Annotated in this window: 17 protein-coding genes; 11 read left to right on the top strand and 6 right to left on the bottom strand. The window is 64.2% G+C overall.

The window, feature by feature from the left end; all coding sequences use genetic code 11:
- Nucleotides 1–34: 34 nt before the first annotated feature.
- From LGR44_RS20025 to LGR44_RS19990, 8 genes are all read left to right on the top strand, one after another.
- Complete coding sequence (locus LGR44_RS20025) at nucleotides 35–208, top strand: hypothetical protein (protein WP_226742489.1); 174 nt, start codon at nucleotides 35–37, stop codon at nucleotides 206–208.
- 123 nt (nucleotides 209–331) lie between these two features.
- Nucleotides 332–694 carry a hypothetical protein gene (locus tag LGR44_RS20020; RefSeq protein WP_226742488.1) on the top strand — a complete coding sequence of 121 codons (363 nt, stop codon included), beginning with the start codon at nucleotides 332–334 and terminating at the stop codon, nucleotides 692–694.
- A 452-nt stretch (nucleotides 695–1,146) separates the two neighbouring features.
- A complete protein-coding gene (locus LGR44_RS20015; RefSeq protein ID WP_226742487.1) occupies nucleotides 1,147–2,739 on the top strand; it encodes a phospholipase D family protein in 1,593 nt (530 codons plus the stop codon).
- A gap of 387 nt (nucleotides 2,740–3,126) precedes the next feature.
- The gene (locus LGR44_RS20010; RefSeq protein WP_226742486.1) at nucleotides 3,127–3,567 is read left to right on the top strand and encodes a hypothetical protein; all 441 of its coding nucleotides are present in this window, start codon (nucleotides 3,127–3,129) and stop codon (nucleotides 3,565–3,567) included.
- A 216-nt stretch (nucleotides 3,568–3,783) separates the two neighbouring features.
- Nucleotides 3,784–3,936: a DUF3309 family protein gene (locus tag LGR44_RS20005; RefSeq protein ID WP_226742485.1), complete on the top strand. Its 153-nt coding sequence runs from the start codon at nucleotides 3,784–3,786 to the stop codon at nucleotides 3,934–3,936.
- Nucleotides 3,937–4,272: 336 nt separating this feature from the next.
- On the top strand, nucleotides 4,273–4,704 hold the full coding sequence (locus LGR44_RS20000) for a superoxide dismutase family protein (RefSeq protein WP_226742484.1): 432 nt from the start codon (nucleotides 4,273–4,275) through the stop codon (nucleotides 4,702–4,704).
- A 291-nt stretch (nucleotides 4,705–4,995) separates the two neighbouring features.
- The gene (locus tag LGR44_RS19995; RefSeq protein ID WP_226742483.1) at nucleotides 4,996–5,229 is read left to right on the top strand and encodes a DUF6894 family protein; all 234 of its coding nucleotides are present in this window, start codon (nucleotides 4,996–4,998) and stop codon (nucleotides 5,227–5,229) included.
- A gap of 426 nt (nucleotides 5,230–5,655) precedes the next feature.
- Nucleotides 5,656–6,423, top strand: coding sequence for a Crp/Fnr family transcriptional regulator (locus LGR44_RS19990; RefSeq protein WP_226742482.1), 768 nt, complete (start codon nucleotides 5,656–5,658; stop codon nucleotides 6,421–6,423).
- A gap of 21 nt (nucleotides 6,424–6,444) precedes the next feature.
- On the opposite strand, the gene LGR44_RS19985 is transcribed toward LGR44_RS19990, so the two are convergent.
- Both LGR44_RS19985 and LGR44_RS19980 read right to left on the bottom strand, forming a co-directional pair.
- Nucleotides 6,445–7,236, bottom strand: a complete 792-nt coding sequence (locus LGR44_RS19985; RefSeq protein ID WP_226742481.1) for a Crp/Fnr family transcriptional regulator — start codon at nucleotides 7,234–7,236, stop codon at nucleotides 6,445–6,447.
- Nucleotides 7,237–7,424: 188 nt separating this feature from the next.
- The gene (locus LGR44_RS19980) at nucleotides 7,425–8,963 is read right to left on the bottom strand and encodes a Do family serine endopeptidase (RefSeq protein WP_226742480.1); all 1,539 of its coding nucleotides are present in this window, start codon (nucleotides 8,961–8,963) and stop codon (nucleotides 7,425–7,427) included.
- A gap of 355 nt (nucleotides 8,964–9,318) precedes the next feature.
- Here LGR44_RS19980 and LGR44_RS19975 point away from each other — a divergent pair, with 355 nt between their 5' ends.
- From LGR44_RS19975 to LGR44_RS19965, 3 genes are read left to right on the top strand one after another with little or no spacing between them, the layout of a single operon-like run.
- On the top strand, nucleotides 9,319–10,032 hold the full coding sequence (locus tag LGR44_RS19975; protein ID WP_226742479.1) for a PRC-barrel domain-containing protein: 714 nt from the start codon (nucleotides 9,319–9,321) through the stop codon (nucleotides 10,030–10,032).
- A gap of 28 nt (nucleotides 10,033–10,060) precedes the next feature.
- Nucleotides 10,061–10,849, top strand: coding sequence for a PRC-barrel domain-containing protein (locus tag LGR44_RS19970; protein ID WP_226742478.1), 789 nt, complete (start codon nucleotides 10,061–10,063; stop codon nucleotides 10,847–10,849).
- A 56-nt stretch (nucleotides 10,850–10,905) separates the two neighbouring features.
- On the top strand, nucleotides 10,906–11,352 hold the full coding sequence (locus LGR44_RS19965) for a PRC-barrel domain-containing protein (RefSeq protein ID WP_226742477.1): 447 nt from the start codon (nucleotides 10,906–10,908) through the stop codon (nucleotides 11,350–11,352).
- Between the two features lie 9 nt (nucleotides 11,353–11,361).
- Here the strand turns inward: LGR44_RS19965 and LGR44_RS19960 are convergent, their stop codons facing one another.
- The 4 genes from LGR44_RS19960 to LGR44_RS19945 form a co-directional block, all read right to left on the bottom strand.
- A complete protein-coding gene (locus LGR44_RS19960; RefSeq protein ID WP_226742476.1) occupies nucleotides 11,362–11,721 on the bottom strand; it encodes a DUF1236 domain-containing protein in 360 nt (119 codons plus the stop codon).
- A gap of 27 nt (nucleotides 11,722–11,748) precedes the next feature.
- Nucleotides 11,749–12,339, bottom strand: coding sequence for a PRC-barrel domain-containing protein (locus LGR44_RS19955; RefSeq protein WP_226742475.1), 591 nt, complete (start codon nucleotides 12,337–12,339; stop codon nucleotides 11,749–11,751).
- 165 nt (nucleotides 12,340–12,504) lie between these two features.
- A complete protein-coding gene (locus LGR44_RS19950; RefSeq protein WP_226742474.1) occupies nucleotides 12,505–13,350 on the bottom strand; it encodes a coiled-coil domain-containing protein in 846 nt (281 codons plus the stop codon).
- Between the two features lie 120 nt (nucleotides 13,351–13,470).
- On the bottom strand, nucleotides 13,471–13,670 hold a 200-nt coding region (locus tag LGR44_RS19945), incomplete at its 5' end, for a hypothetical protein (protein WP_404809963.1).

Genomic DNA, 13,670 nt, shown 5'->3' with positions numbered 1-13,670 from the left:
GCCTTCTTACGCTGACAAGGGTTTTTGCGCGAGTTTGCGGCAGAACCGGGCGATCCAGCTCACCGCTCTTGCGTTTACGGTAGGCCTTCTTATTCTCGTGGCGGTCGAGGAGACGTTGGGCGAGGTTCCCGTAGTGTCCGAGGAGAGCCGGACCGCCGCTGCCTTCTTCATCGCTGGCTTCGCCCTGCTCACCCTTGTTGCCTCCTAGACGGAGCCTGAGCGGTGAGCGATGCCGAAATCCCATTCTATGCCGCCGTCGCCCTCGCCGGGGCTCAAGCCCGACCATCTACCGGTAATCGTGATCTCGTACCTTTTGGGTGGACTGACACGGTTGTCTGCGGACAAAGCCATGGGGCCGGACCGCTTCCCGGAAGCGGCCCTGACCACGCTCCTGCTCGGCCCGACGATGAGCTTCGTGCTCACCTACGCGATCATGAGCATTCCGCTGCACAAGATCACGGCGATCACCCCCATGATGGGGTTGGCAGGCGCGCTCGCCATCATGACCAGTGTGGCCTTCGGCTGGCTCCTGTTTCCGCTCTTCGCCAAGGTCGTGGGGCGCTATTACGGTGCGGTGATCGCCACCGCTTTCATTGCAGTCACGACGGGCTGGGACCGGTGGCGATGGCGTTCCTGCGTCGCTCGACGGATCAGCAGGGCGAGGTCGAGCCCATGCCGGCCATCCTGCCGCTGAATGCCTTCTACATCTTTCCCTGGATGGTGATCCTCACGACGAAAGCCCTCTTCGCAATCCTAGGCCCGAGCTGAATCGCACTTCCAGCCGTTCACGATCGTTCCCGGCGCAACTCCGACGGAGGTCGCGGACACATAGGGGCCGGACCGAACCCCAGGGACCCGTGTGCATTTTCTCCATTGCGAGCCGAGTGGCAGGGTCCATACCTGCCAGCCGCAGACCGCGAGCGGCTAGGTTCGGCAAAAACAATCCGTCGGGATGCAATCAATGGTTTCCGTTTTCCAAGGTTCGATCCGCTTGCCGTCCATGCGCTCCTACGCAATCGTCAGGTGGCCTGCGCACCGGGATCTCTGCGCCGAGGGCCCGACTTCCCCGACCATGTGCCAGCGTGCCCGTTGCGCGATGCAGCGTTGTCCGGCGCGTCACACTCGGCAGGCGTGGCAGTGACTGCCATGCTCAAGCTTGCGGCGCGTTGGACCATCGGCGTCCTGGCCGGGATCCTCTCCGTTGGGCTGCTCGTGGCTCTGGCGGAGCGGCGTTTCAGGCGGGTTCGCGAGCAACTGGTCAATCGGGGCGACGAGTTCCGGCCGGAGCGGCCCATGCGCCTCTCACGCATAGCCGAAGCCGCACGGGCCGGGGCGGGCGGGCATGGGGACAAGAGCGGTCACCGCCTCCTCCCCGACGGCCCCCAGGCGCTTGGAGCGCGCCTTGCCCTTGTGCGGGCCGCAGCCAACACCCTCGATCTGCAATACTACGCCTGGCACGACGACCTGGCCGGCCGCCTCATGGCGCTGGCGGTACTGCATGCTGCCGAGCGGGGCGTGCGCGTGCGCATTCTGCTCGACGACCTCCATGCCCACTCGACCAGGCGACTTCTGCACCTCCTCGCAGCTCATCCGCACATCACCGTGCGGGTTTACAACCCGTCGGTGACACGCCGCGCCTATTTCCTGAACTGGCTGTTCTCCTTCCACCGCCTGAACCGTCGCATGCACAACAAGGCGCTGGTCGTGGATGGCGCCGCCGCGATTCTCGGCGGCCGCAACATCGGGGACGTTTACTTCGGCCTGGCGGCAAACATGAACTTTCGCGACATCGACGTGCTGACCGTCGGACCGGCCGCGCAGGCGGTGGAGGCCTCCTTCGAGCGGTTCTGGGACAGCGAGTTCGCCATGCCGTCTGCGGCCTTCGGGGTGAAGGAGCGCGCGAAGGAGGCGGAGGTCGATGCCATCCTCGATCGTCTGGAGCGCAGCATCGACGAGCACATGAGCCGGCGCCGCGAGCAAGGGAAGCCGCAATCCTCGCAAAGTGACCAGTCCCTGCTCGGTGAAATGCTCGCCGGGCGCGGGATCGATCTGGACGCGCTCCTGCGGGATCTGATCTGGGCACCCGCGACCGTGCTGGACGATGTGCCGGGATATGCTGCAGGCGCGGGCCGGCTCCAGCAGAGGCTCTGGGATACTCTCAACGACATCAGGAGCTCGCTCGACATCGAGGCCGGCTATCTGATCCCAGACGACGAGGATCTGGCGCGTTTCCGAAAGCTGACCGCGCACGGGGTGGCAGTTCGGATCGTCACCAATTCCCTTGGCACCAACGACGTGCTGCCGGCTCAGATCGGGTACTCGCGCCACCGCCGCGCCCTGCTCGCGGCCGGTGTCGAATTGTACGAACTGCAGCCGGATGCCAGGGTGAGGCGCGCCCTGTCCCTGCTGGGGAGTTCCGGCGGCGCAGGCCTCCACGCCAAGGTAATGCTCGCGGACCAGCGCCTGTCGGTGATCGGCTCCTATAATCTCGATCCGCGCTCGGCGGACCACAACACGGAGCTGGTGCTGCTGATTGAGGGCGAGGCCTTCGCCCGGGAGCTTGCGGCAACGATGAAGCAGGTGCGGTCACCGTCCCAGAGCTACCGGGTTGAAATCCGCCGCGGCAGGCTGGTCTGGATCGATGACGGCTCGGTACGGACCCAGGAGCCGGGTGCCACGCTGCCTGCGCGAATTCTGGCCGGTTGCATGCGTATCCTTCCTGTCGAATGGTTGTTGTAAGCGACCGCTCTCGGGCGATGCGGAACCCGTCGCCTCCGCGCTGCCTTCGGTGTTCCCGGTCACGTCGTCCTGCCCAGCGCGCCACGCCGGCGCTGTCGGCGCCATTCCATGCTCCCTTTCAGTTCAGTTCGGTAACGTACTCAGTACGCACAGATGCCAGGAACTCCTCAAGATCGCTTCTGTTGTCCGTGCAGGCACCGTGGGCGGCCGCAATCCTTCGGGATCGCGACCGTGTTCCTCACAAGGGGGCGCGGAGGCGGGCAACCTCGATCATCAAGCTCGCATTGAGTTGCGCCATGCGGCGCGGCAACCCAGCGGCATGTCCTGAACGGTCCTCCCGGCGCAAAGCGCGCAGCTTGGAAGATCATTGAGAGAAGGGAAAACGACATGCGTAATACGCTTCTTACGATTTCTGCCATCGCAGGCCTGGCCCTGGGCTCCTCAGCGGCCGTAGCCCAGACGCAGCAGAACCAGCAGTCCGGCTCCGGCTCTGCCGGCTCGACCTCTGCGTCCCAGTCCGCTTCGATGCCGAAGGCCATGTCGCAGGACAAGGTCCGTCAGGTGATGCGGGATGCTGGCTTCACGAATGTCCAGATCCTCGACGCCACCTATCTGGTGCAGGCTTCCACGAAGGACGGCGATCGCATCCTGGTGGTTCTCAACCCGCCGGTGATGGGCGGCAACAACGCGGCTGCGACGACGGGTTCGACGGGCGGAACGTCCGGTTCCGGATCGAGCACCAGCGGTGCAGCTGCCTCGCCGAGCTCGGGCGGCTCGTCCGGGTCCTCGACCGGCGGCAGCACCATCATGCCCAAGCCGCAGCAGTAAGATTAGCCGGGGCGGGGAAACCCGCCCCTCTTCCCTCCCGACCGGCTCCTTTCAGCGACGAGACGAGGCCCCTGCCCCATCGACGCACGGGACCGGGCAGCGCATTTCCAAATGCTAGAAACCCTGATCAAAACGGCAGGAGCGGCGGCCTACGACCGGCAGCGCCCTATATGAGGCAAATCCTCTCCGTCCTCCGCGTCAAAAGGGTCGAGTCGTATGCCTTATAGTGCCATCCTCATCAGCGTCGTCATTCTCTTCATCATCGCGACGGTGCCTGTGTGGCCATACAGCCGGACCTGGGGGTTCTGGCCCAGCGGATTGCTCGCCTTGGCCCTGATTGCCCTGATAGGCCTGCTCGTCCTGGGATAGTCGCTCCCGACGCCGGTCTCATCCCAGTACCCATCCGCACCTTCTGAATCAGTGCGCCAGCGTACTGAATATGGCCGCGTATCATCGATACGGCGGAACGCCGAGCCTGACAGGTTTGTTGTCGTCCCAAGTCCTCGACCGGCGGGGAAATGGCGGACTGACCGTGGACGTCGCCGACCCTCCTACGCGATGCAGAGGACGTTGCTCCAGCGATACTCGGAGGTGACTACCGCTATGAAAAGAATTCTCCTCTGCCTGGCATTCGTCGCCGGCGCAACTCCCGGCTGGGCGCAACAGCCGACATCCTCGACCCCGTTGAGCGCGAGAGCGGTCTTCATGGACAAGGAAGGCAAAACCATCGGAACGGCCACGTTGATCGAGACGCCCAACGGCGTGCTGGTCAGAGCCGACGTCGCCAACCTGCCGCCCGGCGTTCATGGCTTCCACATTCATGAGGTTGGGCGCTGCGACGCGTCGGGTGGGTTCGAATCCGCGGGTGGCCACTACAATCCCGGAGGCAAGCCCCACGGCTATTGGCAGGAAGGCGGCCCGCATGCAGGCGATATGCCGAACCAGACGGTGGGCCAGGATGGCAAGCTGCTTGCCGAGGTCTTCAACCCCAATGTCGGGTTCAGCGGAGACGCAACGCTGTTCGACCAGGACGGCTCCGCGCTCGTGATCCATGCCACCGCCGACGACTACAGAAGCCAGCCATCAGGGGCAGCCGGCGATCGAATTGCATGCGGCGTCATCCAACGCGACCGCTAAAAGGCGAAATCGCTCCGCCAGAAAAGTCGTCCCGCTGGATGGGCGGACTGCAAGAGTGAGGTTAGCGTTGTCCGGCGCGTCGGAAAGATGGATCGCCAGCGCGGCTGGCGGCGGCTGCCCGCGCCGGATGACCCGATCGATCCCTTGGAGACGCTGGAGGAAAGACAGGGTACAGCACATGCGCGCATCTCGGGCAGCCGAGAGACCCGGCTCTTCGTGCGTGGGGTTCCGTGAGATGTGAGGCCGAGGTCAGAAGGCGCCGTCATCGCGAGGTGACGTTGTGGAGCGGATATGCCTCTCTATTACGTTAACATCGTCAGGAAGGATGCGAAGACCCTCGACCTGGAGGGCGTGAATTTACGCGATGACGCTGCGGCCATGAAGTATGCCCTCGCCGATGCGGTCGATCTCATCGCCCAGGGCATCTTGGATCAAGACAGCATCAAGCACTATCACCTTGAAGTCGTGGATGGTACCGGCCGCATGGTCACCATGATCTCCCTGAAGGATGTCGCCGGCCGATAGGAACGGCCCGGAAGATCCGAAACCGCCTCCCGTCATCAGGCCCCGAGGCGCAAAGAAAACCCCGCTCCAGGGAGGGGGTCTGGAGCGGGGTAGTTCCGGAAACGCACCTGGTCAGGAGTCTTAGGGTACCTGCGACGGTTCTCCTCCCGCCCATCGGCCCACCGAACTGGTTAAGATCGGAGATCCGGCTTCGGGGCAGGACACCCTCGAGGCGTCCCATGCAAAGAAAAGCGTCCACGACATGAAAGGTTCTCGCGATATGAAGAAGCTCAGTGCGGCATCGTACCGTTTGAGGGGAAGACAGGATCGTGAGCTCGATTTCGCGAAATCATGCGGCACCGCGGTTCGAAGACGAGCCTCACGTGGACGAACCGACAGGACCTGTCCTAGACTTCGCCTCCCTCGCATCGGCCATGGAGCGATGTCTTGACTGAGCTGGCCAAGCGGTCACCTTTCCTTCGCGGTTTCGAGCAGTTGTTCGCTCTGAGCTCGGACGAACTCGATTTCCTGCACCGCCTCGAATCGCAGAGCAAGGAGGTCCCGGCCCGGCGACCGCTTCTGGGAGACGGCAAGAGCTATGATTATGCTCTCATCGTGCTGCAGGGGTGGCTGATCGAATACAAGATCCTCCGCGATGGGCGGCGACAGGTTCTCAATTTTCGGCTGCCCGGCGAGATTGCCGGCATCGATAGTCTGGCCTACGCGGCCATTCCGCATTCGGTCGCTCCGCTCGTGACGAGCAAGGTCGCGGTACTGCCCCTCGAGACCTTCCACGACCTGCAACGGGAATATCCGCGGCTCGGATCGGTTCTATTCCTGATGACGTTGCGCGAGGAAGCCATCCTCCACCAGTGGGAGGTGAGATTGGGGCGCCGAGACGCCTATGCCCGTATCGCCCACCTTTTCATGGAACTGTACCGGCGACTGCATCTGCGCGGCCTGACCGACGGACCATCCTTTCACCTGCCTGCAACTCAGGAAGATATCGCGGACTGCACCGGCCTCACCACACCCTATGTCAACCGCATTCTGCAGCGCATGCGCCGTGACGGACTTCTGCGGTTCGACGGGCAGGTCATCGAATTGCTGGATGCACCGCACCTCGCGGAGGTCAGCGGGTTCAAGCCCGGATACATCGAGGACTGGGGAAACGGTATTCAGCCGCAGAGAATGGAGCAGGCCCATCAGGCGTGAGCTTGCCCGCTCCAGCCGGCTCTATGGGACATCTTCGAGACCTATTGCCGACGGCTGCTCGGCTCTTTCGCCGGCGGCCTTGGGAGATGACACAGCCTCGGGAGGAGTCGTGAACCGGTCGAACTCGGCTCTGATCGTGAAATAGCAGCCGCAGGAGAGGCCCTCGAGCTTGCCGCGGTCGAGGACATGGATGTGTCCGCGCTCGCCTGCGCAGATCGCGTCCGCACGGGCAAGGACGTGAACGGCCTCCGTCACGCTGGCGCGGCGAACGCCGAGCATCTTCGACAGGATGTCGTGGGTCAGCGGCAGATCGCTGCGATTCAACCGGTCCTGCGCCATGAGCAGCCATCGCGCGAGGCGCTGCGGAAGAGAGTGACGCGCATTGCAGGCTCCGGACTGACTGGCCTGCACCAGGATCCCATGCACATACCGGAGGAGAATCCCCCGAAGCGCCGGCATCTCGTTCACCGCATCGAGCAAATCCGGGGTCCGCAGGCGCAGTGCGCTGCCTTCGGCCTGAACGACCCTTCGATGAGGAGAACTCTCGGCGCCCAGGATGACGGTGATGCCCGCCATACCCTCGCACCCGATCAGCCAAGCCTCGACCCCATGGTTGTCGCCGTCCGTGTTGGCCACAACCGACACCAGCCCGTCCTCGACGAAGTAGACGTGCTCGATGGGAAGCTTTGCGTGATGCAGGATCCGCCGAGCCTTGAGCGGTACGGCTTCCAGCTTAGGGCTCAGCCGCCGAAAATCCTCCGCAGGCAGCGATGCCAGGAGCTTGTTGCGCGGCGGGACCGCGACGGTCATCATGGGGCGACCCTTTGGTATGATGTTGCTTTCCGCCTAGCATCAACCCTGACAATCCGCCATCCGCAAACGGGCTAAGGCGTCGGACAATCGCTATGCACTAGTATAATGCGCGGGATAATCGAAACCATGTTTCGGATATTCAATGCCCGGCAGGCTGGAGATCCAGCCTGCCGGAAGTCGAGAGAAGTTTAGGCGGCAGGAATTTGGAGTGCGATGAAGCGGGTCCCTTCCTTCGCCTCGACGAGGAACAGCACGCTCTTCTTTCCGTCCTTGCGGCTCGCCTCGAGAGCGTTCTTCACGTCCGCCGGGGTCTGCACCGGCTGGCCTGCGACCTGCGCGATGACATCGCCCGTCTTGAAGCCTTTCTCGGCGGCCGGGCTGCCGGGCTCCACACCGACGACGGCAACGCCTGCCTTGTCGTTGTCGCCCGTAGCGGATGCCGGTGCCAGGTTCAGCCCGAGCTTGCCCACCTCGGTACCAGCCTTCGAATCCGCGGCAGCCGTGGTGGTCGAGGGCATCTTGCCGATGGTGACGGACACATCCTGCTGCTTCCCGTCGCGCCAGACCTGCAGGGTGGCCGTCGTTCCGGCGTTCAGGGAAGCGACGGTCCTGGACAGGTCGCGCGCATCGCTGACCGGCTTTCCGTTGACGGAGAGAACGACGTCGCCCGCCTTCAGTCCGGCCTTTGCCGCCGGGCCGTTATCCTCGACACGGGCGACGATGGCACCCTCGCTCTTCGGAAGTCCGATGCTTGCGGCGATGTCCTTGGTCACGGGCTGGATCTGCACGCCCAAGAAGCCGCGCTCGACGGTGCCCTTTTCCCTGAGCTGGGTTACGACGTTCTGAACCGTCTCCGAGGGAATGGCGAAGGCGATACCGACATTGCCGCCGGACGGCGAGGCGATTGCCGTGTTCACGCCGACCACCTGACCGCGCTGATTGAAGGTCGGTCCGCCGGAATTGCCACGGTTGACCGGCGCGTCGATCTGCAGGAAGTCGTCATAGGGGCCAGCGCCGATGTCACGCGCCCGAGCCGAAACGATGCCCGCGGTCACCGTTCCGCCGAGGCCGAACGGGTTGCCGACGGCGAGCACCCAGTCTCCGACGCGCGGAGCGTCGGGAGCCAGCTCGACGAACTTGAACGGCCCACCCTCTTTCACCTTCAGCAGCGCCAGATCGGTCTTCGGATCGGTTCCGACGATCTCGGCCGGCAGCGTGCGGCCGTCGTCCATGAGAACCTCGACCTCGGAGCTCTTGTCGATGACGTGGTTATTGGTCACGAGATAGCCGTCGGCCGAGATGAAGAAGCCCGAACCCTGCGAGGCGCCCTGCCGCGGACGCGGCTGGCTGAAACGCGGGCCCTCGTTGTTCTGCCCGCCTTGGCCGCGGAACCTCTTGAAGAACTCCTGGAAGGGGTGATCGTCCGGCAGTCCGAAATCGGGAAGGTTCGAATCCGGCCGGGCCGACGGGCTGGCCGCGCTCTGGGTCGCCTCGGCCTTCGCCCGTACGGACACGACGGCCGGCTTCACGCGGTCGACGACATCGGCGAACGAAGGGACCGTCGCTGCCGGAGCCGTGGCTGTCTGCGGCGCCTGGGCGAAGGCCGGCAGGGCGGCACCGCCGCCAACCGCGGCGACGGTCGCCAGAGCAACGGCGCCAAGGAGAGCGGATCGCGTTTTCCCGGCGCGGCGCGGCGCGTCGCTGGATCTCGAGTACAGGTAGGTCATGCTGTGTTCTCCATCAGCGCAATGAGGTCTTGCCTCGGATGCAATTCAGATGGGGTCAGGCGCGTGAAAACGTGCTTACGGCAAGATGAAGTGTTCGTAACGTTCATCTGCGCTCGCAGGCCAGTTCGGCCGATCATCTTGACGCGCAGCCTCTCAGGCCCCGTGAAGTGCCTGTGGCCCCTATGAACTAGTTAAATAAGATTCCGCTTTCTCTTTGCGACAGTCATGGCCGCGGCGGGACATTACTGTCGGTACGCTGCCGGACCGAACCCCGAACCCGTTGCTCGCTGCTGCATTGCTTCTTCAGCCACGTGGCCGCGATCGACTCGCGCCGACTTCATGAGGGAGACTGATCATGATGCTGTCCCGGATCGGAATCTCGGCGGTTATCGTAACCGTGCTAGCGACGCCTGCCTTCTCGCAGGGCCAGAACCCGGCCGTGGCCCCGGCCCTCCCGGGTCAGGTCAGCCAGCTTGCTCCGGACGCGCTGTACCAGGGCTGGCGCTCCCGGCAGTTGATCGGCCAAGGTGTGACCCGGAAAGGCGGGGAGCAGATCGGCACGGTACGCGACCTCATCATCGATGCCGACGGGCGTCTCGCAGCCCTGGTCATCGAGGGCGGCGGAGCTCTCGGCATACCCGATGCGGTCTACCGCATTCCATGGAACGAGGTGAATCTCACGCCAGGACAGAACGGCGTGACGGTCAGCCTGGCGGACAACAGCGAGAAGCCGCAATACGGCCTGTTTCCAGGCACCGAAGGCGTTTCGACGTTACCGCGGGAGTTCCGGCTGACGGAGGTCATCGGCGACTACGCCCGCCTGCAGACAGGTTACGGCTACGGATACGTCACCGACGCCGTCTTCAGTCAGGAAGGGCGTCTGATAGCCGTGCTCGTCAGCCGGGATGCGGCATCGGGCGGCGGCACGTTCGCTTTCCCCTATCCCGGCACGACCGGGCGCTGGGACCCGGGAGCGAGCTATTACGGCCTGCCTTTCGTCACCGAATCCCAGGCAGAGACCGCCGGTCTCCGGATCGATCCGCAGCGCTTCCAGAAGAGCGCCCTGTAGCCGCGCGGCACCATTCAGAAGTCAGGGGATGATCGTGCTTCAAAAGACCTCAAATCTCATCGGCCATTCCATCCGCGCAAAGGATGGCGAGATCGGCAGCGTCGCGGATCTTCTGTTCGAGGACGACACTTGGGCCGTTCGCTGGCTCGTGGTCGACACGGGAGGTTGGCTGCTGGGCAGGAAGGTGCTTCTGCCGGCCGACCATCTTGGCTCGGTAGACGTGGAAGCCCGCGCGGTCAGCGTCGATTTCACCAAGGAACAGGTCGAAGAAAGCCCAGGCACCGGCATCGACCTGCCCGTATCCCGCCAGATGGAAACGTCCATCTACGATCACTATGGGATGCCGCCTTATTGGCCGGTCGGCGCCGGTGCCGCTTGGGTGCCGCCGACCGTATACACTCCCGCGGCGGGACACGCCGCCCCCACCTCTCCTCCGACCCCGCTGACAGGGCATGTCCCCGACGATGCTCAGACGGGAGATCCGCACCTGCGCAGCGCCAGCGAGGTGACGGGCTATGACATCCACGGGAGCGACGATCAGGTCGGCCACGTCGAGGATTTTCTCGTCGACACCGACGAATGGATCGTTCGCTATGTCATCGTCGACACGAAGAACTGGTGGCCGGGCAAGCAGGTCATCGTCCCGCCGAAATGGGTCGAGGCGATCAACTGGGAGAAGCACGCGATGCGCGTCGCCCGAACCCGCGACGAGATCAAGAACGCGCCTGAATACGACCCCTGGAGCCCCGTGGACCGGGACTACGAGACGCGGCTCTACAGCTACTACCGAATGCCCGTCTACTGGACTCAAACCTGACGTCCGGTCCGAAGCGTCTCCTTCGCCTCGGGCCGAACGGGTTTCTGGAGGAACCTATGCGAAGCTTCATCGCCGGCAGTCTGCTGACCATTGCGGCTGTGACGCCGGCCGCCGCCCAGAATGTACCTGCTCCAGCACAAGCCGCTCAGCAGATGATGCCGGGCGACGTCGCATCCGCGGCAGCCAGTGCGGCCCAGACGCTGACGTCGAGCGCCAAGGATCGCCTGCTCGTCAAGGACCTGCTCGGCGCCCAGGTGACAGGGCCCGGCGGCGGCACCGTCGGAACGGTCGAAGATCTTGTGGTGATCCCCGGCGGGCGTGTCGTCGCGGCCATCATCTCGACGAAGGACAAGAACACCGGTCGCATTCCGGTCCCGTTCGCGGCCGTCAAACTTTCCAGGACATCGGGCAAGATCGCGATGTCGCTCCCCGTCGCGCTGTCCGATCTGAAGAACATGAAAGAGGTGCAGCAGCTCAGCAAAGCCGTGCCGGGAGTGAAATAGGCTCGAGCCTCACCTGATGATTTGGACGATCCTGCGGCTGCTCGGCTCCACGATGGCAATGCCGTCGTCCATCACCACGTAGCGATAGCTGGTGACCTCCGGAATTTCCGTGATCATATCGCGGGGCAGCCCTCGCAGCGGTATCGTGGACGGCAGAATCGCGCCGGCCTCCAGGCTCTTGCCCGCAGTGACCGGCGCGATGTTCTGCGCTTCCACGTAGCTCTTGATCCGATCCCGCTTGTATTGCGGCAGCTTGTTCAAATCCGATGCCGTGCTGCCGCCGGCCGGGGTCTGTGGCTCCTGCGCCTGCCCGGTATGCGGCAGCACCAGCAAAAGCATAGTGAAAGCAGTCGCAAGTGCCCTGTTCATTTGATGCTCCTCTGCCGCGACGGGTGACTACCGGGTGGATCCCGTCTCGCTGGGTGTGTCGGCCGGACGCCTGACGCTGACGGTACCGGTGTCCTGCAGCGTAGTGTACCGCCGTCCGTCGTCCTGCGCCGCAGGCATCAGCCGGAGTTCGTCCTCCCCAATGCCGGAGATCTGCAGGCGGCCGTCTCTCAGCGTCATGTCGTTCAGCGGCAGGGCGACCTGCTTGTTTCCGGGCCAGCGGGGGCCACGGTAGGTCACGAGGACGTAGGTCTGCTGGTCGTTCCCGACCACGACACGGTCCACATCGCCGAGATGCATTCCCTTGTCGTTGTACACGTCGATGCCGGCGATCCGTTCGACCTGTACGTCGCTCAGGCTCGCAGCCCCGCTCTGCGCGGTCCGGGCCGTGTCGAGACAGGCCTGGTACTGGTTGCCGTCCCGATAGATGCGCATCTGCTGGAGAGCCTCGTGAGCCGCTGTCGGAGACCGCTGCTCCAGCACTTGAATGAGCCGGTCGCATTCCGCGCTCGCCGTATTGGATTGAGGGCTGCTCTGGCTCGCAAAAGCTCCAGCGGGAATGGCTGCCAGCAGCAGCCCGGTCAGTGCTTTACGTTTCATGGACATCACCCTGTTTTCCGACCGACACGGTTGTCCCGTGTCGGATACCATCTCGTCTATCGAACCCTTCGCGCATTTCGCCGTTCCGGCCTCGCCCCAGGAGAGGAGCGGAACATTGTACGCTGGCGCTCCAAAGAGGGACCGAACCGCTCCTGGCATCGAATCCTACCGAGCGGGGGTTCGCGAGCAGTCCCAACCTGTCGCGGTTCTGCTGCACCTCAGCTCCGATCCGGTGCTGCTGCTCGTCTGGGAAGGCTCGGCCGCCGGATCGGCGGTGGGATTCCGGCGCGCATTGGTCATCTCCTGACGAGCCGTTCCGAGCTGCTGTTCGAGGATCGCCAGCTGCTGCTGCAGGTTGGCGAGCTGCGACTGAGCGGCGGCTTCGGCTTCCCGAGCCTGCTGGATCCGCTGCTCCGCCTCGGCGGCTTGCGCCGCACGGCCCGAAGCCTCCTGGGACAGCCGTGCCAGTTCTTCGCGCGCCCTCGCCTCTTCCTGCCGAGCCTCCTGAAGCCGCCCTCCGACCTGGGCCAGTTCCTGGCTGCGTTGGGCAATGGATTGCTCCGTCGCCGTCAACTCATTGCGCGCGCGGGCGACACGCTCCTCGATCGACCGGACCTGCGTTCCGGCTTCCGTCAATCGCTGTGTTTGCGCCTCGATCTGCTGATTGAGCTGGGTCGAGCGCTCTTCCAGCGCCCGCAATTCCTGCTGCGTGGTGCCGACGGTCTGCTGCACCTGATCGCGCTCGCGGGTCAGCCTTGCCAGTTCCTCCTCGGCGGTTGCGATGCGGCCGCGCAATTCCTCGAGGGTTCCCGCGGCTTGTCGCTGCTCCTCGAGCTGCGTGACGGCCGTATTGCGGGCCGCGTCGAGTTCGGCCAGCCGCGCCTCATAATCGCGTTCGGAAGAGGAACCCGATACCAGCGCAAAGATGGCCAGCAGCCAGCCGACGGCCGCCAAGATCGCGAGACTGAGCGGGATGGGTCGCTTCAATTCGGTTTTGTAATCGACGGCCACGTACTTGTCTCCTCATGGGGATATGGATCCTGCCTGTCTCCGCGAACGGGACCGCGAGGCTCGAAAAGCCGGCGGATTTCTCCGCCGGCTCGTTGTTTTGGTGTGGGGCGAGGTGTGGGATTACTCCCAGACCCGCAGCTCGGCCTGCTGGTTGCGCGGCAGACGCTGGAAGCTGTCGATCTGATCGCGATAATCGTCCATCGCCTCGATGTCCTGCTCCGTCACTCCGCGGATGAACAGCTGATCGCCCCGAAGCCAGAACCGCTCCAGCGGAAACGCCACACGGTCCGCCCCGATCCCGAGAAAGCCGCCCGACTCCA

This window comes from Microvirga lenta, assembly GCF_020532555.1.
GTDB classification, from domain to species: Bacteria; Pseudomonadota; Alphaproteobacteria; order Rhizobiales; family Beijerinckiaceae; genus Microvirga; species Microvirga lenta.
Note: the sequence above shows the minus strand (reverse complement) of the source record. Positions and strands in the feature narration are given on the sequence as shown.

Coding starts and splice junctions, on each gene's coding strand:
- LGR44_RS19965 (WP_226742477.1), top strand. CDS start 10,906: ATGCGAAGCTTCATCGCCGGCAGTCTGCTGACCATTGCGGCTGTGACG.
- LGR44_RS19975 (WP_226742479.1), top strand. CDS start 9,319: ATGATGCTGTCCCGGATCGGAATCTCGGCGGTTATCGTAACCGTGCTA.
- LGR44_RS20005 (WP_226742485.1), top strand. CDS start 3,784: ATGCCTTATAGTGCCATCCTCATCAGCGTCGTCATTCTCTTCATCATC.
- LGR44_RS19985 (WP_226742481.1), bottom strand. CDS start 7,236: ATGATGACCGTCGCGGTCCCGCCGCGCAACAAGCTCCTGGCATCGCTG.
- LGR44_RS19970 (WP_226742478.1), top strand. CDS start 10,061: ATGATCGTGCTTCAAAAGACCTCAAATCTCATCGGCCATTCCATCCGC.
- LGR44_RS20010 (WP_226742486.1), top strand. CDS start 3,127: ATGCGTAATACGCTTCTTACGATTTCTGCCATCGCAGGCCTGGCCCTG.
- LGR44_RS19955 (WP_226742475.1), bottom strand. CDS start 12,339: ATGAAACGTAAAGCACTGACCGGGCTGCTGCTGGCAGCCATTCCCGCT.
- LGR44_RS20015 (WP_226742487.1), top strand. CDS start 1,147: ATGCTCAAGCTTGCGGCGCGTTGGACCATCGGCGTCCTGGCCGGGATC.
- LGR44_RS20000 (WP_226742484.1), top strand. CDS start 4,273: ATGGACAAGGAAGGCAAAACCATCGGAACGGCCACGTTGATCGAGACG.
- LGR44_RS19980 (WP_226742480.1), bottom strand. CDS start 8,963: ATGACCTACCTGTACTCGAGATCCAGCGACGCGCCGCGCCGCGCCGGG.
- LGR44_RS19995 (WP_226742483.1), top strand. CDS start 4,996: ATGCCTCTCTATTACGTTAACATCGTCAGGAAGGATGCGAAGACCCTC.
- LGR44_RS19960 (WP_226742476.1), bottom strand. CDS start 11,721: ATGAACAGGGCACTTGCGACTGCTTTCACTATGCTTTTGCTGGTGCTG.